The 21991-nt window shown below is 68.6% G+C and carries 19 protein-coding genes; 13 read left to right on the forward strand and 6 right to left on the reverse strand.

What is annotated here, in order from left to right:
- Positions 1-90: 90 nt before the first annotated feature.
- The 3 genes from AC07NS_RS06765 to AC07NS_RS06775 form a co-directional block, all read right to left on the reverse strand.
- The gene (locus AC07NS_RS06765) at positions 91-573 is read right to left on the reverse strand and encodes a Fur family transcriptional regulator (protein ID WP_110118636.1); all 483 of its coding nucleotides are present in this window, start codon (positions 571-573) and stop codon (positions 91-93) included.
- Positions 574-871: 298 nt separating this feature from the next.
- Entirely contained in the window at positions 872-1924 is a 1053-nt protein-coding gene (locus AC07NS_RS06770; protein WP_110118635.1) for a 1,9-bis(guanidino)-5-aza-nonane synthase, read from the reverse strand.
- 164 nt (positions 1925-2088) lie between these two features.
- Positions 2089-3348 (reverse strand): type III PLP-dependent enzyme, encoded by a 1260-nt coding sequence (locus AC07NS_RS06775; protein ID WP_494602362.1) that lies wholly within the window; start codon positions 3346-3348, stop codon positions 2089-2091.
- Between the two features lie 250 nt (positions 3349-3598).
- On the opposite strand from AC07NS_RS06775, the gene phnC reads away from it, so the two are divergent.
- From phnC to AC07NS_RS06815, 8 genes are all read left to right on the forward strand, one after another.
- Positions 3599-4393, forward strand: coding sequence for a phosphonate ABC transporter ATP-binding protein (gene phnC, locus AC07NS_RS06780; RefSeq protein ID WP_494602364.1), 795 nt, complete (start codon positions 3599-3601; stop codon positions 4391-4393).
- Positions 4390-5400 carry a phosphate/phosphite/phosphonate ABC transporter substrate-binding protein gene (phnD, locus tag AC07NS_RS06785; RefSeq protein ID WP_494602365.1) on the forward strand — a complete coding sequence of 337 codons (1011 nt, stop codon included), beginning with the start codon at positions 4390-4392 and terminating at the stop codon, positions 5398-5400. The genes phnC and phnD overlap by 4 nt, the downstream gene beginning before the upstream one ends.
- A gap of 16 nt (positions 5401-5416) precedes the next feature.
- Positions 5417-6235 carry a phosphonate ABC transporter, permease protein PhnE gene (gene phnE, locus AC07NS_RS06790; protein ID WP_494602367.1) on the forward strand — a complete coding sequence of 273 codons (819 nt, stop codon included), beginning with the start codon at positions 5417-5419 and terminating at the stop codon, positions 6233-6235.
- A gap of 43 nt (positions 6236-6278) precedes the next feature.
- Complete coding sequence (locus tag AC07NS_RS06795) at positions 6279-7271, forward strand: polysaccharide deacetylase family protein (RefSeq protein ID WP_494602368.1); 993 nt, start codon at positions 6279-6281, stop codon at positions 7269-7271.
- A 221-nt stretch (positions 7272-7492) separates the two neighbouring features.
- Positions 7493-8752, forward strand: coding sequence for an OprO/OprP family phosphate-selective porin (locus AC07NS_RS06800; protein WP_494602369.1), 1260 nt, complete (start codon positions 7493-7495; stop codon positions 8750-8752).
- A gap of 66 nt (positions 8753-8818) precedes the next feature.
- On the forward strand, positions 8819-9862 hold the full coding sequence (locus AC07NS_RS06805; RefSeq protein ID WP_492854265.1) for a substrate-binding domain-containing protein: 1044 nt from the start codon (positions 8819-8821) through the stop codon (positions 9860-9862).
- A gap of 166 nt (positions 9863-10028) precedes the next feature.
- Complete coding sequence (locus AC07NS_RS06810; RefSeq protein ID WP_494602371.1) at positions 10029-11336, forward strand: hemolysin family protein; 1308 nt, start codon at positions 10029-10031, stop codon at positions 11334-11336.
- Positions 11337-11373: 37 nt separating this feature from the next.
- A complete protein-coding gene (locus AC07NS_RS06815) occupies positions 11374-12174 on the forward strand; it encodes a TIGR02281 family clan AA aspartic protease (RefSeq protein WP_494602373.1) in 801 nt (266 codons plus the stop codon).
- A gap of 849 nt (positions 12175-13023) precedes the next feature.
- Here the strand turns inward: AC07NS_RS06815 and AC07NS_RS06820 are convergent.
- Together AC07NS_RS06820 and AC07NS_RS06825 are read right to left on the reverse strand one after the other, a co-directional pair.
- Positions 13024-14115, reverse strand: coding sequence for a glycosyltransferase family 4 protein (locus AC07NS_RS06820; protein ID WP_494602374.1), 1092 nt, complete (start codon positions 14113-14115; stop codon positions 13024-13026).
- Positions 14115-14939, reverse strand: a complete 825-nt coding sequence (locus AC07NS_RS06825; protein WP_494602375.1) for a UDP-2,3-diacylglucosamine diphosphatase — start codon at positions 14937-14939, stop codon at positions 14115-14117. Before AC07NS_RS06825 ends, AC07NS_RS06820 begins: the two co-directional genes overlap by 1 nt.
- 312 nt (positions 14940-15251) lie before the next feature.
- Between AC07NS_RS06825 and AC07NS_RS06830 the strand changes: the two genes are divergently transcribed.
- Positions 15252-15881 (forward strand): TetR/AcrR family transcriptional regulator, encoded by a 630-nt coding sequence (locus AC07NS_RS06830; protein ID WP_494602377.1) that lies wholly within the window; start codon positions 15252-15254, stop codon positions 15879-15881.
- A gap of 137 nt (positions 15882-16018) precedes the next feature.
- Here AC07NS_RS06830 and AC07NS_RS06835 read toward each other — a convergent pair whose 3' ends face one another.
- Positions 16019-16483, reverse strand: a complete 465-nt coding sequence (locus AC07NS_RS06835; RefSeq protein ID WP_494602379.1) for an Lrp/AsnC family transcriptional regulator — start codon at positions 16481-16483, stop codon at positions 16019-16021.
- Between the two features lie 123 nt (positions 16484-16606).
- Here AC07NS_RS06835 and AC07NS_RS06840 point away from each other — a divergent pair, with 123 nt between their 5' ends.
- From AC07NS_RS06840 to AC07NS_RS06855, 4 genes are all read left to right on the forward strand, one after another.
- Positions 16607-16870, forward strand: a complete 264-nt coding sequence (locus AC07NS_RS06840) for a DUF6356 family protein (protein ID WP_494602381.1) — start codon at positions 16607-16609, stop codon at positions 16868-16870.
- A 157-nt stretch (positions 16871-17027) separates the two neighbouring features.
- Complete coding sequence (locus tag AC07NS_RS06845; RefSeq protein ID WP_494602383.1) at positions 17028-18446, forward strand: amino acid permease; 1419 nt, start codon at positions 17028-17030, stop codon at positions 18444-18446.
- 33 nt (positions 18447-18479) lie between these two features.
- Entirely contained in the window at positions 18480-20735 is a 2256-nt protein-coding gene (locus AC07NS_RS06850; protein ID WP_494602385.1) for a S8 family peptidase, read from the forward strand.
- Positions 20736-20819: 84 nt separating this feature from the next.
- A complete protein-coding gene (locus AC07NS_RS06855) occupies positions 20820-21968 on the forward strand; it encodes an acyl-CoA dehydrogenase family protein (RefSeq protein ID WP_494602386.1) in 1149 nt (382 codons plus the stop codon).
- Positions 21969-21991: the final 23 nt, after the last annotated feature.

A 21991-nucleotide genomic window follows, 5' to 3' on the forward strand; every position in this document is an offset into this window, starting at 1 on the left:
TCCAGCGCCGTGCGCCTCGCCAGCCATCAGGCGCGGCTTGGATCCCCGCCTTCGCGGGGATGCTCGGAGAAAAGTGGAGCGGAGAGGGGGTTACTCCCGGCAGTCGGCGCACTTGCCGTGCGCCTCGATCGTCACGCCGGTCAGGGCGTAGCCGGCCGCCGAGCCGGCCGCGATGATGTCGGCCGTGGCGGCCGGTTCGAACTCGCGGGTCGCGCCGCAGCAGTCGCAGATCAGGAAGGCGGCCGCGTGGCCGTCGGCCTCGCGCCGGCAGGCGACGTAGGAGTTGAGACTCTCGATGCGGTGGGCGAAGCCCTGCTTTTCCAGGAACTCCAGCGCCCGGTAGACGGTCGGCGGCTTGGCCGGCGGGCCGTCGACGGCGAAGCTGGAGATCAGGTCGTAGGCCTTCACCGGCTGGCCGGCCTCCAGCAGCAGTTCCAGCACCCGGCGGCGGGGCGCGGTCAGGCGCTGGTCGGACGCCTGGCAGCGCGCCTCGGCGGCCGCCAGTTCGGACGCGAGCGCGTCGCCGGCGACGCCGTGGTGGTGATGGTCGTGGTCGCACGCGTTATGGGCCATGCCTATCAGGTAAAGCCCGGCCGGGGGCGGTGCAAGGGCGGCGGCGGGGTCGGGTGTTCCAGCGCTTCTTTGCCGCCCACCCAAATTGCCTTCCTCGCCCTTGTGGCGAGGACCCATCGTTCAGCCTGCTCAAACCTTTCGAGGCGGCCAAGGTCTGAGCGGTCGCCAGCATGGGCCCTCGCCACAAGGGCGAGGGAGGCGGGGAAAAGAGGGCCCGCCGTTCCGAGCGGCGCCGCAAGAAAAAGGCCCCCGGAGCGGTCGCTCCGAGGGCCTCGTTCATCGTTTCAGACCGTAAGGCTTACTTGCCGAACAGCTTGTTCCAGCGCGGCTTCTCGCGGCCCTTCCAGGCTTCGCGGTGATAGGCGTCGCTGGCGATCAGCGGCACCACGGTGGTGGCTTCGGCGAAGACCATCTGTTCGTAGGTGGTCGAGACCTTGCCCCACGAGGCGGCTTCCTTGAGGGTCGAGGACGAGCAGGCGCCGTCGCGCACGTCGGCCACCGTGATCTGGATGGCGTACTTGTGCATGTCGGCTTCGACGCCGAGGATTTCGGCGCAGACGACGGTGTCCTGGGCGAAGTTCTTGGGCACGCCGCCGCCGACCATGAACAGGCCCGTGGTGCCGGCCGCGATCTTGACGTCGGTCAGTTCACGGAAGTCGGCCACGGCGTCGATCATCAGGTAGGGCGCCTTCTCGGCGATCTTTTCCTTCTGGTGCTTGACCAGGCCGAAACCGGCCGAGCTGTCGACGAAGGCCGGGCAGAAGATCGGCACGCCTTCTTCGTAGGCGGTCTGGATCAGGCTGCCTTCCTTCTTGGCGTTGCCTTCCGACAGCCACTTGCCCATCTCCCAGATGAACTCGCGCGAGGAATAGCCGCGCGGCTCCAGGCGGTTGCAGATCTCGAGGATCGTGTGGTCGCAGGCCTGCAGTTCTTCTTCGTCGATATAGGTGTCGTAGATGCGGTCGATGTAGTTGTCGCGCAGCACGTTGTCGTCCACCGGGCCGGCGGCCTGGTAGTGCTTGAAGCCGAGGGCTTCGAAGAAGTCCATGTCGACGATGCTGGCGCCGGTGGCGACCACGGCGTCGATCATGCCGTTCTTCACCATGTCGCGGTAGACGTGCATGCAGCCGCCGGCCGAGGTCGAACCGGCCAGGATCAGCCAGGTCGAGCAGCCCTTGTCGGCCAGGGCCATGTTGAAGATGTCGGCCGCGCGGGCGGTGTCACGCGAGCTGAACGACATCTTGCGCATGGCGTCGATGATCGGGCGGGCGTCGTACGACGTGATGTCGACGTGCTCGACCACGTTCTGGAGCAGCTCGGCCTTCTGGTTGTTCGGAACGGGAGCGTTCATCGCTTCGGTTTCCCTGACTTTGGACGCCCGTCGTTGAAACAAGACCATCTGCCGGGACGGAGCGACCGACAGGTGGGAAATACGAACCGCACCCGACGTCGTCATAACGTCGGGCGCGGCGCGCGGTTTAACTCAGAACTGACTTAGTGGCGAACGACGTCGGTTTAGCGACGGCGCTTGCGCTTGCCGGCCGCGCCCTTCGGACGCGAGAAGCGAACGACCTTGCGCTCTTCGTTTTCCTGGCGGACCGCCGGGATCGAGCGCTTGGCCAGGCCGTACATCGAAGCCATCGGGGCGTCCTGCACTTCCACGGTGTCGGTTTCGCCGAAGCCGTTGAAGCGGGTCGACATCGCGACGCCATAGGCGCCCAGCATGCCGATCTCGATGTAGTCGCCCTCGTCCACGCTTTCCGGCAGCCAGAAGGGGCCGGGCATGTGGTCGACGCTGTCGCAGGTCGGGCCGTAGAAGCGGAAGGGCTTGAGGCCCTCTTCGACGACTTCGCCGTTCTTGCGGTACAGCTTCACCGGGAAGGGCCACTTCATGTGCGCCGCGTCGAACAGCGAGCCGTACGACCCGTCGTTCAGATAGAGCGCGTCGCCCTTCTTCAGCTCGACCTTGACCAGCAGCGACGAGGCCTCGGCGCACAGGGCGCGGCCCGGCTCGCACCACAGCTCGGTGGTCTCGTGCACCATCATCTCGGCGAAGCCGCGGTCGATGGCCGCCAGGTATTCCGACAGATCCGGCGGGACCATGCCCGGATAGATCGACGGGAAACCGCCGCCCACGTCGACGACGTCGGCCAGCACGCCGGCGCGGACGAGCGCTCGCGAGGCCTGGGCCATGGCGGCTTGATAGGCCGTAGGCCGCATGCACTGGCTGCCGACGTGGAAGCTGACGCCCATCAGGTCCTGCGTCGAGCGGCGGGCCGCCAGCAGCAGGGCCGGGGCGGCGTGCAGGTCGACACCGAACTTGCCCGACAGCGAATAGGCCGCGCCTTCTGCCTGCACGCCCATGCGGACGATCAGGTTCAGGTCCTTGGCCTGGCCGGTCGAGTCGATGATCTTGGCCAGCTCCTCGTGCGTGTCGAACGAGAAGGTGCGGACACCGTGGTCGAAATAGGCGGCCGAGATGGCGCGCCGGCTCTTGACCGGGTGCATGAAGGCCATGCGCGAGCCGGGGGCGTGTTCGGCCACCAGCTCGATCTCGGCCACGGAAGCGACGTCGAACGATCGCACGCCGGCCGTAGCCAGTTCGCGGATCACCCACGGGGAAGGGTTGGCCTTCACCGCGTAGAAAACATCGCCTTTGAATTCAGACTGGAACCAGCGCGCCGCTACCGACACCGCGTCCGGTCGCACGAGTGCGACAGGACGTTCCGGTGACCGCTCGCGGACCAGGTCCAGGGGCGTGTGGTACGTGGACAATGCACGTAACCCCCTGTTGGAAGTTAAACCCAGGCCGGCGTTAGCAGCGCTTTAGAGGACTTCGGGTCCGCCGGAGCCGTGCGAAATAGGGGCGATTGGGGGGGATGTAAAGTCCCTTTTGAACCGAGGCCTCCCCGGTCGGCCTGGGGCGAATTGATCCACCGCATGTCACAAATCCGTTGCGCGGCGCACGCAAAGCAGGGAACGGATTTGCCCGCGTCGGAAACCACGTTAAGGATTCGTCCCGACCATGACGTCGGACCCAGTTCTCTCGATCCGTTCCGTCTCCAAGACCTTCGGGTCGCGGAAGGCCCTGAACGCCGTTTCGCTCGACGTCGCTCGGGGCGAGATGATCGCGCTCATCGGTCCGTCCGGCTCCGGAAAATCCACCCTGCTGCGCTCGATCGACGGTCTGCAGACCATCGATGACGGCGAAGGGACGATCGGCGCCTTCGGCGGCCCTGTGCAGGCCAGGGGCAAGGTCGGCGACCAGGTGCGCAAGGCGCGCATCCGCATCGGCTTCATCGCCCAGCAGTTCAACCTCGTCGGCCGGCTGTCGCTGTTCAGCAACGTCGCGCTCGGATCGCTGGGCCGCATCCCGCTGGTTCGCGGCCTGTTCGGCTGGTGGCCCAGGGAGACGCGCGAGGCGGCCATGGCGGCCCTGCACCGCGTCGGCATCTCCGACTACGCCGGCCAGCGGGCCAACACGCTTTCGGGCGGCCAGCAGCAGCGCGGCGCCATCGCCCGGGCCCTGGTCCAGAAGGCCAAGATCATCCTCGCCGACGAACCGGTCGCCTCGCTCGACCCGGTCTCGGCCCGCAAGGTCATGGAGATCCTCCGTGACCTGAACGCCAGCGACGGCCTGACCGTCATCGTCACCCTGCACCAGGTGGACTACGCCCTGCGCTATTGCGATCGGGTCGTGGCCCTGAAGGCCGGGCAGAAAGTCTACGACGGTCCGGCCGACGCGCTGGACCGCGAGAAACTCATCGACATCTACGGCCCGGAATTCGAGGACGTGTTCTGGGAAGGAGCCCCGCAATGATCCGCCGCAGCCTGATCGCCGGCCTCACGCTCTCCGCGCTGGCGCTCGCCGCCTGCTCGGGCCCGTCCGAGGCCCCCAAGGCGACCGACACGGTGACCTTCTCGATCCTGTCGACCGAGTCCGCCCAGAACATGGAAAGCTACTGGGGTCCGATCCTGGCCGACATGGAAAAGCAGACCGGCCTCAAGGTGAAGCCGTTCTTCTCGTCCAACTACTCATCGCTGATCGTGGCCATGGGCGCCAAGCAGACGGATCTCGGCTGGTTCTCCAACCAGTCGGGCCTCGAGGCCGTGCGTCGCTCGAACGGCGAGGTCTTCGCCCGCACCTTCGATCCCTCGGGCGTCGACGGCTACAAGTCGGTGATCATCGTGCCGAAGGACAGCAAGCTGACCCTCGAGCAACTGCTGAAGTGCGACAAGTCGCTGAACTTCGGCATCGGCGACAAGAAGTCGACCTCGGGCACCCTGGCCCCGATGACCTACGTGTTCATCCCGGCCGGCAAGAAGCCCGAGACCTGCTTCAAGACCGTGCTGACCGGCAACCACCAGGCCAACCTGTTCGCCGTGGCCAACGGCAAGCTCGACGCGGCCACCAACAACACCACCAGCCTGCGCCTCAACGCCGACCGCAAGGACGGCCAGGCCGACAAGGTCAAGGTGATCTGGGAATCCCCGACCCTGCCGGAAGACCCGATCATCTGGCGCAAGGACCTCGACCCGGTCGTGAAGGAAAAGCTGCGCCAGTTCTTCCTGACCTATGCGCAGGGCGACACGCCGGAGGCCCAGAAGCAGCGCGACAATCTCAAGCGCCTGTCGATCGGCGGCTTCAAGCCGGCCGACGACACCCACCTGCTGACCGTCCGCGAGATGGAGGCCCTGGAGGGCCTGGGCCTGGCCAAGGAAGGCGGCGACAAGGCCAAGGTGGCCGCCGCCGAGAAGGCCCTGGCCGACATCCGGGCCCAGCGCCTGGCCGCCGAGGCCAAGGCCGGCCTCCCGGCCGCGAACTGATCCGGCGCCCCGCTCGATGACCGACGCCGCGATCCCGGCTCCGCCCAAGCGCTCGGCTACCGCGCTGGCGTTCGACGCCCTGCTGTGGGGCGGCGTCGCGCTGCTGCTGATCATCAGCTTCAAGCCAGCCGAGATCGACAAGTTCCCCGAGCTGTTCAGCGGCTCCAGCCGCATGAGCGAGTTCGCCCGCGGCTTCTTCTCGGCCTTCACCGACCCCCAGCTCTTCATGTCGATGAGCTGGGGCCTGTTCGTCGCCAAGATGTGGGAAACCATCCAGATGGCGCTGTGGGGCACGGTCCTGGCGGTGCTGGTGGCCATCCCGCTCGGTATTCTGGGCGCGCGCAACATCACGCCGTGGTGGATCCAGCAGCCGGTGCGCCGCCTGCTCGACCTGATCCGTTCGATCCCCGACCTGGTCGTGGCCCTGATCTTCATCACCGCCGTGGGCCTGGGCCCGTTCGCCGGCGTCATGGCCATCATGTTCAACACCGGCGGCGTGCTGGCGAAACTGTTCGCGGAAGCCGTGGAGTCGATCGACAAGGGGCCCGTCGAGGGCGTGCGCGCCACCGGCGCGGTGAAGCTGCAGGAGATCGTCTGGGGGGTGATCCCGCAGGTGGCCCCGCTGTGGACCAGCTACGCCCTCTACCGCTTCGAAAGCAGCGCCCGCGCCGCCACCGTGCTGGGCCTGATCGGCGCCGGCGGCATCGGCGCCATCCTCATCGACTCGATCAACGCCTTCCAGTTCGACCAGACCGGCTGCATCGTGCTGGTCATCGTCGTGGCGGTGTCGATGATCGACCTGCTGTCCCAGGCCATCCGCTCGCGGCTGCTCTGACGCAAGGCGGGCGAGGCGTCGGCGCATCGATCCGGGGAGCGTCATGATCCGCATTCCGCTCGCGCTGGCGCTGGTCGCCGCTTGGCTCGCCGTTCCGGCGGCCGCCGCGCCCGGTCCCGCCGTGGCGATCACCTTCGACGATCTGCCCTATGCCGGCGCCATCGGCGCAGACGAGACGGCGCTGTCGCCGGCTAAGGTCGCGCGCCTCAACGCCCGTATCCGCGCGGTTCTGAAGCGCCGCTCGGCGCCGGCGACGGGTTTCGTCGTCGAGCAGACGGCGCAGGCCCTGGGCGACAAGGCCGAGCCCGTGCTGGCCGCCTGGACCAGGGGCGATCTCTCGCTCGGCAATCATGGCTACTCCCACGCCGACGCCAACATGCTCGACCTGGCGGGGATCGAGCAGGAGATCACGCGGGGCGAGGCCTCCATCCGCCCGCTCATGGACAAGGCGGGCAAGCCGCTGCGGTTCATGCGCTTTCCGATGAACCACACGGGCGAGACCGCGGAGAAGCGCGACGGGATCACCGCGCTGCTCGATCGATTGGGCTACACGGCCGCGGCCTCGACGATCGACACCTCCGACTATGTCTTCGAAGCCGCCTATCGCGCCGCTCTCCTCCGGGCCGGCCAGGGACGCGGCGGCGGGGGCTGCGCCGGCCGGATCCGCGAGGCCTATCTGCGGCACTCGGCGATCCAGATCGACTACTACGCCCGTCTGGACGCCAAGGTGCTGGGCTACGCGCCGCCCGAGATCGCCCTGCTGCACCTGAACCGCATCAACGCCGACACGCTGGACGCGCTGCTGGATCTCTACGCGGCGCGCGGCTACCGGTTCGTGACGCTCGACGAGGCCCAGAGCGACCCGGCCTACACGGCCAGGTCGACCTTCGTGTCGCGCTTCGGGCCGATGTGGGGATACCGCTGGGCGCGCGAGCGCGGCGTGAAGGTCAACGGCGCGGAGGAAGTCGAGCCGCCGCCCTGGCTGGCCCGCTACGCCGCCGACGCGGCCGCGCCCTGCGGGCCGGAAGCCGGCTGAGCGGCGGCTGCCGGGCTCCGCGCACCCCGCCGTACCCGGACAATTCCAGTCCACCCCCTGTGGCCCCCGCGACACAGATTAACCCCTTGAAAACACGTGTCATCGGGCTGTCACAGATCGGTGTCTGAACCGTCATGCCCCGTCCGTAAAGGCCCTCTCATCCTGATCCCGCACCTAAGAGGGGGGCGAGGCGCAGGGAAAGCCTCAAGGGGAATTCTCAGATGCGGAACAAGACCTCGCTGGTCGCCGGTTCGGCCCTCGGCGCGATGCTCGCGCTCGGTCTCGGCGTCGCGGCCCAAGCCCAGGACCTGGGCGTGAAGTGGAGCGGCTCGCCGCAATTTTCGAACGACGACGTGGCCTTCAAGGTCCGCGGCCGCATCCTGATCGACGCCGTGTTCCAGGACGTCGAGCGTGACGGCGCCGGCGGCGACTTCGACACCCGCAACGTCCGCGGCCGCCAGGTCTTCCTCGGCGTCGAAGGCAAGCTGAACAACTACTTCGCCTACAAGGCCGAAGGCGGCGCGGTGAACGGCGGCGCCTGGAGCTGGGACGACGTCGTCATCGAATACAAGCCGGTCGAGCAAGTCTCGCTGCTGTTCGGTAACGTCAAGGCGACCGGTCTCGAGAACCTGACCTCGACCCGCTTCACCACCTTCATGGACCGCGGTCCGTACGGCGACTTCGGCGTCGACTCCTACCTGCTGGGCGTCGTGGCCAAGTACCAGGGCCTGAACTACAGCTTCACCGGCGCGGTGCAGGGCAACAGCATCAACACCGCCGACGTCGCCAACGCGGGCGCCGACTCCAAGGAGCGCATCGCCGTCACCGGCCGCTTCCACTACGCGCCGATCAACACCGACCTCGACAAGCTGCACCTGGCCGTGTCGTACCGTTACCGCAACCGCGGCGACGAGACCGCCTTCGCCTACACCGGCCGCACCAACACCGCCTACACCAACGGCACCACCTTCTACACCACGGGCGCCATCGGCAACCGCGACAACACGCTGGCCGTCGAAGGCGCCTACGTGCACGGCCCGTTCTCGGTGCAGGGTGAATACTCGTCGATCGACGTGACCCGCGTGGGCGGCTCGGCCGTCGGCGGCGACCCGAAGGTCAAGGTCGGCTACGCCTACGTCACCTTCTGGCCGACGGGCGAGATCCGCAACTACGACGCGGCCGCGGGCGAATTCAAGCGTCCGAAGATCCTCAACCCGGTCACGGCCGGCGGCTGGGGCGGCGTCGAGCTGGCCCTGCGCTACGACCTCGCCGACACCACCGACGCCTACGACACCCTGAAGACCAAGCCGGCCACCTCGCAGGCCGGCAAGTACACGGGCGTCACCCTGGGCGTGAACTACTACCCGACCTCGTACGTCCGCTTCCAGGCGAACTACACGGACGGCGACGTCGATAACTTCGGCGCCAACCAGGACTACGCCATCAAGCAATTCCAGCTGCGCGCTCAGCTGGACTTCTAAGGCCCGATCCCGCCGGACGGGCGTCGCGCCCGTCCGGACATTTCCTTTTCCTCTCAGGAATTTCCGATGAAAAAGCTCCTGTCCTGCGCGGCCGCCGCCGTCGCCCTGTCGGGCCTGGCCGCCGTCCCCGCCAACGCCGCCCGCGACTACGTCTGGGCCGCCGGTTCGTCGACCGTGTTCCCGTTCGCCACCCGCACCGCCGAGAACTTCGCCAAGAAGACCGGCAAGAAGGCCCCGAAGGTCGAGAGCCTGGGCACCGGCGGCGGCATCAAGCTGTTCTGCGGCGGCCTCGGTGAAGGCTTCCCGGACATCGCCAACGCCTCGCGTCCGATGAAGAAGGCCGAGTTCGACCAGTGCGCCGCCAAGGGCGTCAAGGACATCATCCAGATCAAGATCGGCTTCGACGGCATCGTGGTCGCCACCGACAAGGACGGCGCCGACTACAACTTCAAGACCGAGCACCTCTACCTCGGCCTGGCCAAGCAAGTGCTGAAGGGCGGCCAGTTCGTCGCCAACCCGTACAACAGCTGGGACGACGTCGGCGCCGGCCTGCCGGGCAACCGCATCCAGGTCTACGGCCCGCCGCCCACCTCGGGCACCCGCGACGCCTTCGTGGAACTGGCCATCGAAGCCGGCGCCCGCAAGTTCCCGACCGCCGACGCCATCCGCTCGGACAACGAAAAGAAGTTCAAGCAACTGGTCGACCCGCTGCGTAACGACGGCTGGATCGACGCCGGCGAAAACGACAACGCCATCGTCGGCACCCTGACCAAGACCCCGGGCTCGCTGGGCGTCTTCGGCTGGTCGTACCTCGAAGAGAACATGGACAAGATCAAGGGCGCGACCATCAACGGCGTGCGTCCCTCGGCCCAGACGATCGCCGACGGTTCCTACCCGCTGTCGCGCTCGCTGTTCATCTACGTCAAGAAGGCCAACATCGGCGTCACGCCGGGCCTGGAAGACTTCCTGAAGGAGTTCACCTCCGACGCCGCCACGGGTCGCGGCGGCTACCTGCAGGGCCGTGGTCTGATCCCGCTGCCCCCCGGCCAGCACCAGGCCCAGAAGGACGTCGTCGCCAAGAAGGCCACGATGCCCCGTCCGGCCGCTTAATCAGCCCGGATAAGCGCGGTTTTCGCCGCGCGACCGAAGATTGCGCCGCGGTCCTATGGGCCGCGGCGTTTTCTTTTGTATAGTGCTCTCCGGTCCGCCCGCGCCGCGTCAAGAAAGTCTGGGCCGTGGCCGCCGTCCGGCGCCGCGTCACTTGCCCCTAGGGACAATGATACTCCTCGCGCTCGCCGTCGTTCTGTTCCTCGTTCTGTTGAACGGGGTCTTCGCCATGTCCGAACTCGCGGTGGTCTCCGCGCGGCGGGCCAGACTGCAGAGCCAGGCCGACCGGGGAGACCGCGGCGCCAAGATCGCCCTTGGCCTCGCCGAACACCCCACCCGCTTCCTCTCGGCCGTGCAGGTCGGCATCACCCTGATCGGCATCCTGGCTGGCGCCTACGGCCAGGCCACCATCGCCGGCGCGCTGGACAAGTGGCTGGAGCCGATGCCGGTGATCGGCCCGCACTCCGAGGCCATCGCCACCACCATCGTCGTCATCGGCCTGACCTACGTCTCGGTGATCCTGGGCGAGCTGGTGCCCAAGCGCCTGGCTTTGATCTTCCCCGACACCATCGCCCGCGCCATGGCCCCGTTCCTGGCCCTGGTGGCCACGGTGCTGCGCCCGTTCGTCACCCTGCTGACCGTCTCGACGGCCGCCATCCTCAAGCTGATGGGCGTGCGCGACGAGCGCAACAGCGGCATCACCTCCGAAGAGGTCGAGACCGTGCTGGCCGAGGGCGCCGACGCGGGCCTGATCGAGCCCGAAGAACGCACCATGATCCAGGAGGTGCTGCGCCTGGGCGACCGTCCGGTGCGCGTGGCCATGACCCCGCGCCGCGACCTCTACTGGATCTCGCTGTCGGACGAGCCCGAGGCCGTGCAGGCCGAGGTCCGCGAGTGCCCCTATTCGCGCATCGTCGTGGCCCTGGAAGGCGACCTCGACGGCGAGATCGGCGTGGTGCTGAAGAAGGACCTGCTGGACTCCTGCCTCGGCGGCGAGCCGCTGGACCTGCGCGCTCACATCCAGCAGCCGATCGCCATCCCCGAGACCATGTCGCTGCTGCGCGCCATGGCGGTCTTCAAGCAGACCTCGCTGCACATGGCCCTGGTGGTCGACGAGTTCGGCTCGGTGCAGGGCGTGATCACGCCGCTCGACCTCCTGGAAATGATCGCCGGCGACTTCCCCGAGGATCACGACGAGGGCGAACGCCGCATCCTGCGCCGTGAGGACGGCAGCTGGCTGGTCGACGCCCGCCTCGACATACAGGAGCTCAACGACGCCCTGGGCGAGAACTTCGAGGCCGAGGGCGGCTACCACACCGTGGCCGGCCTGATCCTCGACCGTCTGGGCCGCATCCCGGCCGAGGGCGAGATCCTTCACCTGGGGGCGTTCGACGTCGAGATCGTCGACATGGACGGCTCGCGCATCGACAAGGTCATCCTCAAGCCCGGCAAGCGCCGCGAGGACGACGAGGACTGAAGCGCGGGCGCCGAGGAAGGCGCGGGGGGATAGTCAGATGAGCCAGCCGGGACCCTGGGGCGTAGAGCCGCCGCCGGAAACCGAAGTCGCGCCGGTCAAGGCCTCGAAGGCGGCCAAGCCGGAAGGGCCGCCGCGTCCCTCCTGGCGGCGCTGGCTGGCCTGGGCGCTGCTCGCCGGCGGCATCGTGGCGGCGCTCGTGCTGGCGAACTTTTTCGCGCCCTGGGGTCCGCAGGACGGCTACGACAAGACCTACGCCCTCATGTGGGGCGCGGCGGCCGTGGTGTTCTCGGGCGCGCTGCTGCGGGCGACGCGGCGAGAGGCCTTGCGGGGCGTCGGCTTCGCGGCCCTGTGGCTGGTGATCGCCGCCGTCCTGGGCATGGGCTATCTCTACCGGGCCGAACTGGCCGAGGCGCCGCAGCGCCTTTTGATGGCGCTGAATGTCGGCGCGCCGGTGGCGACCGGCGAGCGCGAGCTGCGCGTGGCCAAGAACGCCGGCGGCGCCTTCGTCATCATCGGCGAGGTCAACGGCCAGCGGGTGCCGTTCATGGTCGACACCGGCGCCAGCCACACCGTGCTCAGCCCCGCCGACGCCCAGCGCATCGGCGTGCCGATCGAGACCCTGAACTACGACCAGACCGCCGAGACCGCCAACGGCCTGGGCTACGGCGCGGTCTGGACCGCTGACCGCCTGGCCATCGGCCCGATCGTCCGCAAGGACTTCACCATGGACGTCAACAAGGCCCCGATGAGCGGCTCCCTGCTGGGCATGAGCTTCCTCGACACCCTGGAGTCCTACGAGGTCCGCGACGGGGTGCTGATCTTGCGCTGGCGGGAGTAGATGTGCGTTCCCTCTCCCCTTGCGGGAGAGGGTGGCCCTGCGGAGCAGGGTCGGGTGAGGAGTCTCTCAGAACTGAAAGCCGCGTGCAGCGGTTAGGCCGGGCGGGGCGTCTCCCATCTGAGAGACCCCTCATCCGACGGCCTTCGGCCGCTACCTTCTCCCGCAAGGGGAGAAGGATCGCTCACGGGGATAGAACGCCCTCAACCCCCGTCACCGCGCGACCAAACCCCAACCAATCCAGCCCCTTGCAACTTTCTCAGCGCTCTGGATCAGACGCGCTGAAACCCGCTGCATAATGGACCCCGTCCCGTCGCAGGGAGAGGGCGCAAGGATCCGGCCCGAAGCGGCGACGTGGATGCGATCGAGCGGGGCCGAAGGAGCGGCGAGAGCCGGGCCTGAAGGCTTAAATGAGGATGGGGGACGTAAACCCATTCATCGGGAGCTTGCCTCATAGGCTCCCGCCCGTCCGAGGGTCCGCGCCCTGACGCACTCCTGGCCGCATGAACGGGGGAGCCTTGCGCGGGGAAGGGGTGAAAGGCGGAAGAGGCCTGCGCGCCCCGGCCTGAGGCACAACGATCGCGCGGGGCGTCTAAGCTTCGTCGAAACGGTATTACACAATCAACTCCGGGCGAGGCCCGGACGCCCCGCGCCCTCTCCATCAACTCAGCGGTTTTCCGCGTGAGCGCGAGAAGTCGTGCGCCAAGACCTTCTCCCTGAAGGGGGAGGTGGCCCGGAGGGCCGGAGAGGGAAGTTCCTGACGAGTCAGAAGTCGCCGCCGACGGGAGCAATCACATCCCCCTCCGTCGGCTTCGCCGACACCTCCCCCTTCAGGGGGAGGGTCTGATGACCCTAAGCCGCCGTCTTCCTGCGGATCCGCGCCAGTCGCCGCAGGCGCCGCCAGAAGCGGGTCTTTTCTGGTTCGGGGTAGGGCTGCAGGTTCTTGAAGAACTCCTCGGCGCAGGCGCGCCACGAGAAGCCCTCGGCGAACTTGCGCACCGTGGCGTGGTCGATGTCGAGGCAGGCGAGGCACGCCTCGCGCAGGCCGTCGGTCTGGCCGGGCGCCAGCACGCCGGCGCCGGAACCCGGAATGATGTCGATGGGCCCGGGCGCCGAGAAGGCCGCCACCGGCACGCCGGCGGCCATGGCCTCCAGGATCACCAGGCCGAAGGTGTCGGTCAGCGACGGGAAGCAGAAGACGTCGGCGCAGGCGAAGTAGCGGGCCAGTTCGTCGCCGAACTTGGCGCCCAGGAACTTCACCTCGGGATATTTCTCGGCCAGCTCCTCGCGCTGGGGGCCGTCGCCGATGACGACCTTGGTGCCCGGCAGGTCGAGGCTGGCGAAGGCCTCGATGTTCTTCTCGACGGCCACGCGGCCGACATTGAGATAGATCGGACGGGCCAGACCCTCGAACAGGTCCGGTTCGCCCTCGGCGCGCGGCTTGAAGACGTCGGTGTCGACGCCGCGCGACCACGGCGAGATGTTGCGGAAACCGTGGCGCACCAGTTCGTCGCGCATGGTGGGCGTGGCCACCATCAGGCGGCCCGACGGCTTGTGGAACCAGCGCATGTAGGTGTAGCCGGCCGCCAGCGGCAGCGGCAGGCGGGCCGAGACGTACTCGGGGAAGCGCGTGTGGTAGCTGGTCGTGAACGGCAGCTTCCACTCCAGGCAGATGCGGCGCGCGGCCAGGCCGATCGGGCCCTCGGTGGCGATGTGGATCGCCTCGGGCTCGAACGACTTGAAGCGCTCCTGCACCGGCTCGTAGGCGCCGATCGCGAGCTTGATCTCGGGATAGGTGGGCAGCGGGAAGGTGGGGAACTGGTCAGGGCTGACCACGTCCACCTCATGGCCCATGGCGCGAAGCTCGGCCATCACCTTGGTGAGGGTCCGAACCACGCCGTTGACCTGCGGCTCCCATGCGTCGGTGGCGAGAAGTATCCGCATCAGGCGGCGGCAGGCTCCGGCAACGGGGGCTCGACGCCGAGCGCCCGGGCCCGGTCGATCACCGACCAGGACCTCATCTTCGACCATTCGAGGATTTCGAGCTGGCCGTCCATATGCTCCACCAGAGCGGTGCAGCTTTCAACCCAGTCGCCGTCGTTGACGTAAAGAATACCGTCGATCTCTCGCATTTCGGCCTTGTGGATATGACCGCAGATCACGCCGTCGACGCCGCGACGGCGAGCCTCGTCGGCGACGGCGGCCTCGAAGTTCTCGATGAACTGCAATGCGTTCTTCACCTTGACCTTCAGATAGGCCGAGAGACTCCAGTATCCGAACCCCATTCTCCGCCGCGCGCGGTTGAGCAAGGTGTTCAGCATGAGGATGGTTCTATAGGACCAATCCCCGAGGAAGGCGAGCCACTTGGCGTGCTGCACGACGCCGTCGAACTCGTCGCCGTGGACCACCAGGTAGCGCTTGCCGTCGGCCGCCTCGTGGATCACGTCGCGGGCCACGACCACGCCGCCGAAGTGGGTGCCGCAGAAATCCCGCACCCGGTCGTCGTGGTTGCCGGGCACGTAGATCACCTCGACGCCCTTGCGGGCCAGGCGCAGGATCTTCTGCACCACGTCGTTGTGGCTCTGGGGCCAGTACCAGCCGCTGCGCAGCTTCCAGCCGTCGATGATGTCGCCGACCAGATAGAGCCGGTCGCATTCGACGTGGCGGATGAAGTCGAGCAGCAGCTCGGCCTGACAGCCGCGCGTGCCCAGATGGATGTCGCTGATGAAGATGCTGCGATAGCGGCGGACTTCGATCTCGGCGGCCATGAACGGCTCCCCAGCGCTGTGCAGGCTTCGCCCCCGCGAAGTCCGCTTCCCCAAGCGAGAACTGAGGGTGGCGGATAAGCTGATTGCATGTCGCTTTGATGAAACCGTCCGGGTTCGGCGCCCCCTAATGGGCGCGGCGAATCGCCCGGTGGTGGCCGAACGAGGGTAGGCGCCGTAGGGTCAGCCTCCCTTTCGACCAGTTCCTGCGCATGCGGCAGGCGCGTCCACGACGGCGCGACACCGGCCTCATCCCTTGTGTTCTTTGGGAAAACGGCTGTTGCAGCGCAGCATGCTCCGCACTAGATCACGCCCATGGACGCCGCCCGCCTCGCCAAGGATACGCCGAAATCGCTGAAGACGCGCGCGCGGATTCTCGATTGCGCCATGCGTCTGTTCGCCGAGACCGGCTATCACGCGGCCACCAACCCGGTGATCGCCGACGCCGCGGGCCTGACCCGCGGGGCGATGCTCTACCATTTCCCGACCCGCGAAGCCCTGGTCGAGGCCGCCGTGGCCCACGTCCAGGCCGCCCGCTCGGCCCTGTTCCGCGCCGCCGCCGACAGCATTCCGGCCGGGGGCGACGTCACCGAGCACGCCATCGACAGCTATTGGGACCTGCTGCAGAGCGAGCCCTTCCTGGCCTTCGCCGAGCTGGAGGCCGCCGGCCGCACCGACCCGGCCATCCAAGCCCTGCTGGCCCCGGCCCAGGCCGAGTTCGACCGCGCCCAGGCCGGCGACCACTTCCTGAAGATCCTGCACGCCGGCGCCGGCCCGCGCTTCCAGGCCAGCCGCGACCTCGCCCGCTTCATGCTCGAAGGCCTGGCCCGCACCACCCTGACCTATGACGGCGAGGGCCGTCGCGAGCGCCTGCTGATGCTGATCAAGCGCGCCACACACATGCTGAACCGCAAGGGCGACATCCAGGACCTGTGGCCGGACTAACGACCCTCCCCCTGAAGGGGGAGGTGGCCCGGAGGGCCGGAGGGGGAAGTCCCTCCTGATGTCGAAGCGGCTGCTGGCTCTACAGTCACATCCCCCTCCGTCGGCTTCGCCGACACCTCCCCCTTCAGGGGGAGGGTCTAAGCAGGTATCGGCAGCGCCGTCGTGAACTTGATCTGCTCCATCGCGAAGCTCGACGAGACGTCGCTCAGCGGCGCGGTGGCGATCAGGCGCTTGTAGAAGCGGTCGTAGGCGGCGATGTCCTTGACCACCACCTTCAGCAGATAGTCGACCTCGCCGCTCATCCGGTAGAACTCGACCACCTCGGGCAGGGCCGACGCGCCCTTGGCGAAGGTTTCCAGCCAGGCCTCGTCGTGGCGGCCGGTCTTGACGGCCACGAACACGGTCAGCGAGACGTCCAGCGCCTCGCGGTCGAGCAGGGCGACGCGGGCGGTGATGACCCCGGTGTCCTGCAGGCGCTTCAGCCGCTTCCAGCACGGGGTCTGCGACAGGCCCACCCGCTCGGCCAGTTCGGCGATCGAGACGGTGGCGTCCTCCTGCAGGATGGCGAGCAGGCGGCGGTCGATGGAATCGAGATCGATCATCTCTTAATTTCGCGATGGGGAGATTCAAGTTCTCCAAATCTGTCGTTCGCATCGAAGATCGACAATGCCTTTCTCGCCGGACGGGCGCACGCTCCCCTTCTTGATCGAGGAAGGGGACCTTCGATGCTCCAACTGTTCACCCGCCACCCGCGCCAGGTCGGCGAAACCTATGGCGAGCACTTCGCCATGGCCTGGAGCTTCGGCCTGCCAATGGTCGCCGCGGGCCTGGCCTGCCTGGTCCACGGCCTGCTGCCCTTCCTGTTCGAACGCACCGGCAGCGACTGCGTGAAGCGCCTGCACGCCCGGATGAAGGGGCGCGGGGCCCAGACGCATGGCGCTCTCGCCAGCGGCCCGATCGGCTACCAGGCGTTCGACGCCGCCATCTGATCCGACGATCCTTCGGTCGAGTCGGGCCTTTTCCGGCGTTTCGTCCGTGGAAGGCGCGATTTCGCGGCCCGGCCGAAGATCCGTCGTCTTTACGGTCCGCCCTCTTGGCGGGGCGCCGATCCCCAGCCATGGTCGCCCGGCAGTCGGGAGGACGAGCATGAGTTTCTGGACGCGCCGCAAGGCGATCGACGGGGCGGCGGGCCATGGCGGCCATGAGCTGAAGAAGACCCTGAGCTGGCCGCACCTGGTGGCCCTGGGGGTCGGCGCCATCGTCGGCACCGGCATCTACACCCTGACGGGCGTGGGCGCGGGCCTGGCCGGGCCGGGCGTCATCCTGTCGTTCCTGATCGCCGGCGCGGTCTGCGCCTGCGCGGCGCTCTGCTACGCCGAGCTGTCGACCATGATCCCCGCCTCGGGCAGCGCCTACACCTACAGCTACGTCGCCATGGGCGAGCCGGTGGCCTGGGTGATCGGCTGGAGCCTGATCCTCGAATACACCCTGGTCTGCGCCGCCGTGGCGGTGGGCTGGTCGGCCCACGCCCAGGGGCTGTTCCGGATGATCGGCACGCCCGAGTTCCTGCTGGCCGGTCCGCACGCCGGCGGCATCGTCAACCTGCCGGCCGTGATCATCTCGATGGCGGTCGCCGGCCTGCTGGCGCTGGGCACCCGCGAGAGCGCGACGGTCAACATGGTGCTGGTGGTCATCAAGATCGCCGCCCTGGCCGTGTTCGTGGCCCTCTGCCTGCCGGCCTTCGACGCCAGCCATTTCACGCCGTTCATGCCCAAGGGCTTCGCCGCCAACCCCGGTCCGGACGGGATCAAGGTCGGGGTCATGGCCGCCGCCAGCCTGATCTTCTTCGCCTTCTACGGCTTCGACGCGGTGTCGACCGCCGCCGAGGAGACCAAGAACCCCAAGCGCGACCTGACCATCGGCATCGTCGGCTCGATGGCCGCCTGCACGGCCATCTACATGATCGTCGCCGCCGTCTCGATCGGGGCCTCGCGCACCGAGGTGTTCTCGGCCAGCGAAGCGCCGCTGGTGTTCATTCTGGAGACCCTCAAGCATCCGAAGGTGGCTCAGCTCGTCGCCCTGGCCGCCGTGGTCGCCCTGCCGACCGTGATCCTGGCCTTCATGTACGGCCAGAGCCGGATCTTCTTCGTCATGGCCCGCGACGGCCTGCTGCCCCGCGCCCTGGCCAAGGTGAACGCCAAGACCGGCACGCCGGTGCTGATGACCCTGCTGACCGGCGTGCTGTCGGCGTTCCTGTCGGGCCTGCTGCCGCTGAAGGAGATCGCCGAACTGGCCAACGCCGGCACCCTGGCCGCCTTCATCGCCGTCGGCGCCTCGGTGATCGTACTGCGCCGGCGCGAGCCGAACCGCCCGCGGGTGTTCTCGGTTCCGGCCTGGCCGGTCGTGGCCTCGGGCGCGATCCTCGGCTGCCTCTACCTGTTCATCAGCTTGCCGGAAAAAACACAGCGTTATTTCCTGTACGCTCAGATTGTAGGCCTGCTGATATATTTCGTTTACGGCGTGCGACGCAGTGTCCTCGCGAAAGGCTCGCCGCCGACGGTGTAAGTTCGGGCGCGGGGACGGGCTGGAGGGGTTCTGATGACCGACTTCGACCGTATCCTGCGCCTCTGGCCCGTCGCCCTGGTCATGGGCGGCGCGCTCCTGGTCACCGGCTGCGGTGGAGGCGGGGGCGGCGGCGGTCCGTCGACGGGCGTGACGACCCCGGTCACGCCGCCCGCGCCGCCTCCACCCCCGCCGCCTCCGCCCAGCGTCACCAGCGCCGAATACACGCGCAGCTGGGGCCTGGCCGCGATCCACGCCAACACCGCCTATGACGCCGGCTACACCGGCGCCGGGATCACGGTGGCGGTGGTCGACACCGGCGTCGATCAGTCCCAGGCCGACCTGGCTGGCCGGGTGTCGGCCGCCTCGACCGACATCGTCACCGGCCGCAACGAGCTGGCCAACGCCGATCGCCACGGCACCCGCGTGGCCGGGATCATCGCCTCCAACTTCAACGGAACGGGCACGATCGGCGTGGCCTACGGCTCGACCATCCTGTCGATCCGCGCCGACACCGCCTCGACCGACCCCGACTGCGAAGAGTGCATCTTCACCTCCAGCAACCTGGCGCGGTCGATCGACTACGCGGTCGCCAACGGCGCCAAGGTGATCAACCTGTCGCTCGGTGGCGACACGCCGCTGGGCGCGACCTTCGAGGCGGCCCTGGCTCGCGCCACGGCCGCCGGCGTGGTCATCGCCGCCTCGGCCGGCAACGAAGGCGAGGCCGATCCGGGCTGGCCGGCGCGCTACGCCGTCGACACCCGCTACCAGGGCGCGCTGTTGGCCGTGGGGGCGCTGTCGCAGAGCGGAACCCTGGCCAGCTTCTCCAACAAGGCCGGGGTGGCGGCCAACGGCTACATCGTCGCCCCGGGCGACCAGGTGATCACCGACTGCGACACGGCCGGCAGTTGCTGGCGGATCTCGGGCACCTCGTTCGCGGCGCCGCACGTGGCCGGCGCCCTGGCCCTGCTGCTGCAGGCCTTCCCCAACATCTCCGGCCGCGACGCGGTCTCGATCCTGCTGCGCACGGCCGCCGATCTCGGCACGACCGGGACCGACAGCACCTATGGCCGCGGCTCGCTCGACCTGACCCGCGCCTTCCAGCCGGTGGGGACCAGCAGCCTGGCCGTGGGCGAGGGCGAATCGGTCACGATCGACGCCAACGAGCCCGGGACCAGCCTCGCCGGACCGTTCGGCCAGGCCCTGGCGCGCACCGACGCGCTCGGCACGGTGCTGACCGACGACTATCACCGCCGCTTCGTGGTCGACCTGGCCGGCTCCGTGCCGGGCGCGTCGCGCCGGGGCGTGGGCGACCTGCCGCCGCCGACCGCTTCCAGCGCGGTGGTGCTGGGCGGCCCGAGCCTGGGCGGCGCGCAGCTGGCCTTCAGCGCGGAGGCGCCGCTGTTCGAGCCGACCCCCAACGCCAGCGCGCCGGACATGCTGCTGGGGCCCCAGCCCATGCGCTCGGCGCGGATGCAGGCGGCGTTTGGCCGGTTCAGCTTCTCGACCTGGAAGGGCGAGGGCGGCGCGCCGGCCCCGGCCGGTCCGGAAGGCCGCGACGCCTTCCGCCTCGTCGCCCGTCCCGACCAGACGGTGCAGGCGGCTGTACGCCTGGGCCGCTTCGCCTTCAGCGCCGAGCAGGGCGAGGCCGTGCGCCGCCGCCCGATGCAGACCACCGAGATCAAGGCCTCCAGCTATGTCGCGGCCACCGGCCAGACCGCGCTCGCCGGCGGCGTGCTCAGCGTCACCGCCGGGACCCTGGACGAGCCGCTGGGGCCGCTGGGGTCGTTCCTGGCGCCGGGCTCCACCTTCGCCCTGCCCACCTCGACCCGCTTCACCGCCGCCGCCTTCGACCTGTCGCCGCGCCCGGGCGTGAGCCTGCGGGCCGAGGCCTCGATGGGGCGGATGTCGGCCCAGGGCGGGCTGCTGGGCCTGGACGGCGCGGTCAGCGGCGCCTGGCGGCTGATGGCGGCCGCCGACTGCGACCTGATCGGCTGGTCCTGCGCCCTGCTGACCTTCGAGGTCAGCCAGCCCCTGCGCGTCGAGCGGGGCCGGTTCACCGCCACCCTGGCCGACGTGCCGCTGTCCTATGACGACCCGCTGACCTATTCGACCCGCCGCTTCAGCGCCTCGCCCGACGGGCGCGAGATCGACCTGCGGCTGGGCATGGAGCGGTCGCTGGGCGGCGAGCGGCGGATCAGCGTGCGCGGCGGCGTGGCGCTGCAGCCTGGGCACGACGCCTCGGCCGATCCGGAACTGAACCTGGCGGCCACCTATCGGGCCCGCTTCTGACGGCTCTTCCATTCCCGCGAGCGGCGGGTACAGTCGGCGAATAAAACGATCGTTTGACGCGACGACTGACAGGAAGGAACCGCCATGGCCCTCGACCGCGAGACCCGCGACCAGCTGCTCGAGATGGTCGCCCGCTTCGTGGCCGAACGGCTGCGGCCGATCGAGGCCCAGGTGGCCGAGAACGACGCGGTGCCCGAAGGCGTGATCGCCGAGATGCGCGACCTGGGCCTCTTCGGCCTATCGATCCCCGAGGAATACGGCGGCCTGGGTCTTTCGATGGAGGACGAGGCGCTGGTGGCTGTCGAGCTGGGCCGCGCCTCGCCCGCCTTCCGTTCGGTGTTCGGCACCAATGTCGGCATCGGCAGCCAGGGCCTGGTGATGTTCGGCTCCGAGGCCCAGAAGGCCAAATGGCTGCCCGGCATCGCCTCGGGCGAGACCGTCACCAGCTTCGCCCTGACCGAGCCCGAGGCCGGCTCCGACAGCGCCGCGGTGCAGACCCGCGCGACCCTGGACGGCGACGCCTATGTGCTGAACGGGACCAAGCGCTTCATCACCAACGCCGGCAAGGCCTCGCTGTTCACGGTGATGGCCCGCACCAATCCGGACGCCAAGGGCGGCTCGGGCGTGTCGGCCTTCCTGGTCGAGGCCGGCCTGCCGGGCCTGCACGTGGGCAAGGCCGAGAAGAAGATGGGCCAGCAGGGCGCCCACATCCACGACGTCACCTTCGACAACGTGCGGGTGCCGGTCGAGAACCGGCTGGGCGCGGAGGGCGAGGGCTTCAAGGTGGCCATGCAGGTGCTGGATCGCGGCCGCCTGCACATCGCCGCCGTCTGCACGGGCGTGGCCGAGCGGCTGATCGCCGACTGCGTGGCCTACGCCTCCGAGCGCAAGCAGTTCGGCCAGCCGATCGCGAACTTCCAACTGATCCAGGCGATGCTGGCCGATAGCAAGACCGAGGCCCTGGCGGCCAAGGCCCTGGTGCTGGAGACCGCCCGCAAGCGCGACGCGGGCGAGGGCGTGACCCTGGAGGCGGCGGCCGCCAAGCTGTTCGCCTCGGAGATGGTCGGACGGGTGGCCGACCGGGCGGTGCAGATCTTCGGCGGCGCCGGCTATGTCGCCGACTACGGCATCGAGCGCCTTTACAGGGACGTCCGGATTTTCCGCATCTACGAGGGCACCAGCCAGATCCAGCAACTGGTCATCGCCAGAGAAACCCTGCGTCGCGGCGGATAGTCGCAAGCACATCCGGCGAGAGT

The sequence above is a fragment of the Caulobacter sp. GW821-FHT10A10 genome (assembly GCF_059415745.1).

Coding starts and splice junctions, on each gene's coding strand:
- AC07NS_RS06765 (WP_110118636.1), bottom strand. CDS start 573: ATGGCCCATAACGCGTGCGACCACGACCATCACCACCACGGCGTCGCC.
- AC07NS_RS06770 (WP_110118635.1), bottom strand. CDS start 1,924: ATGAACGCTCCCGTTCCGAACAACCAGAAGGCCGAGCTGCTCCAGAAC.
- phnC (WP_494602364.1), top strand. CDS start 3,599: ATGACGTCGGACCCAGTTCTCTCGATCCGTTCCGTCTCCAAGACCTTC.
- phnD (WP_494602365.1), top strand. CDS start 4,390: ATGATCCGCCGCAGCCTGATCGCCGGCCTCACGCTCTCCGCGCTGGCG.
- phnE (WP_494602367.1), top strand. CDS start 5,417: ATGACCGACGCCGCGATCCCGGCTCCGCCCAAGCGCTCGGCTACCGCG.
- AC07NS_RS06795 (WP_494602368.1), top strand. CDS start 6,279: ATGATCCGCATTCCGCTCGCGCTGGCGCTGGTCGCCGCTTGGCTCGCC.
- AC07NS_RS06800 (WP_494602369.1), top strand. CDS start 7,493: ATGCGGAACAAGACCTCGCTGGTCGCCGGTTCGGCCCTCGGCGCGATG.
- AC07NS_RS06805 (WP_492854265.1), top strand. CDS start 8,819: ATGAAAAAGCTCCTGTCCTGCGCGGCCGCCGCCGTCGCCCTGTCGGGC.
- AC07NS_RS06810 (WP_494602371.1), top strand. CDS start 10,029: ATGATACTCCTCGCGCTCGCCGTCGTTCTGTTCCTCGTTCTGTTGAAC.
- AC07NS_RS06815 (WP_494602373.1), top strand. CDS start 11,374: ATGAGCCAGCCGGGACCCTGGGGCGTAGAGCCGCCGCCGGAAACCGAA.
- AC07NS_RS06820 (WP_494602374.1), bottom strand. CDS start 14,115: ATGCGGATACTTCTCGCCACCGACGCATGGGAGCCGCAGGTCAACGGC.
- AC07NS_RS06825 (WP_494602375.1), bottom strand. CDS start 14,939: ATGGCCGCCGAGATCGAAGTCCGCCGCTATCGCAGCATCTTCATCAGC.
- AC07NS_RS06830 (WP_494602377.1), top strand. CDS start 15,252: ATGGACGCCGCCCGCCTCGCCAAGGATACGCCGAAATCGCTGAAGACG.
- AC07NS_RS06835 (WP_494602379.1), bottom strand. CDS start 16,483: ATGATCGATCTCGATTCCATCGACCGCCGCCTGCTCGCCATCCTGCAG.
- AC07NS_RS06840 (WP_494602381.1), top strand. CDS start 16,607: ATGCTCCAACTGTTCACCCGCCACCCGCGCCAGGTCGGCGAAACCTAT.
- AC07NS_RS06845 (WP_494602383.1), top strand. CDS start 17,028: ATGAGTTTCTGGACGCGCCGCAAGGCGATCGACGGGGCGGCGGGCCAT.
- AC07NS_RS06850 (WP_494602385.1), top strand. CDS start 18,480: ATGACCGACTTCGACCGTATCCTGCGCCTCTGGCCCGTCGCCCTGGTC.
- AC07NS_RS06855 (WP_494602386.1), top strand. CDS start 20,820: ATGGCCCTCGACCGCGAGACCCGCGACCAGCTGCTCGAGATGGTCGCC.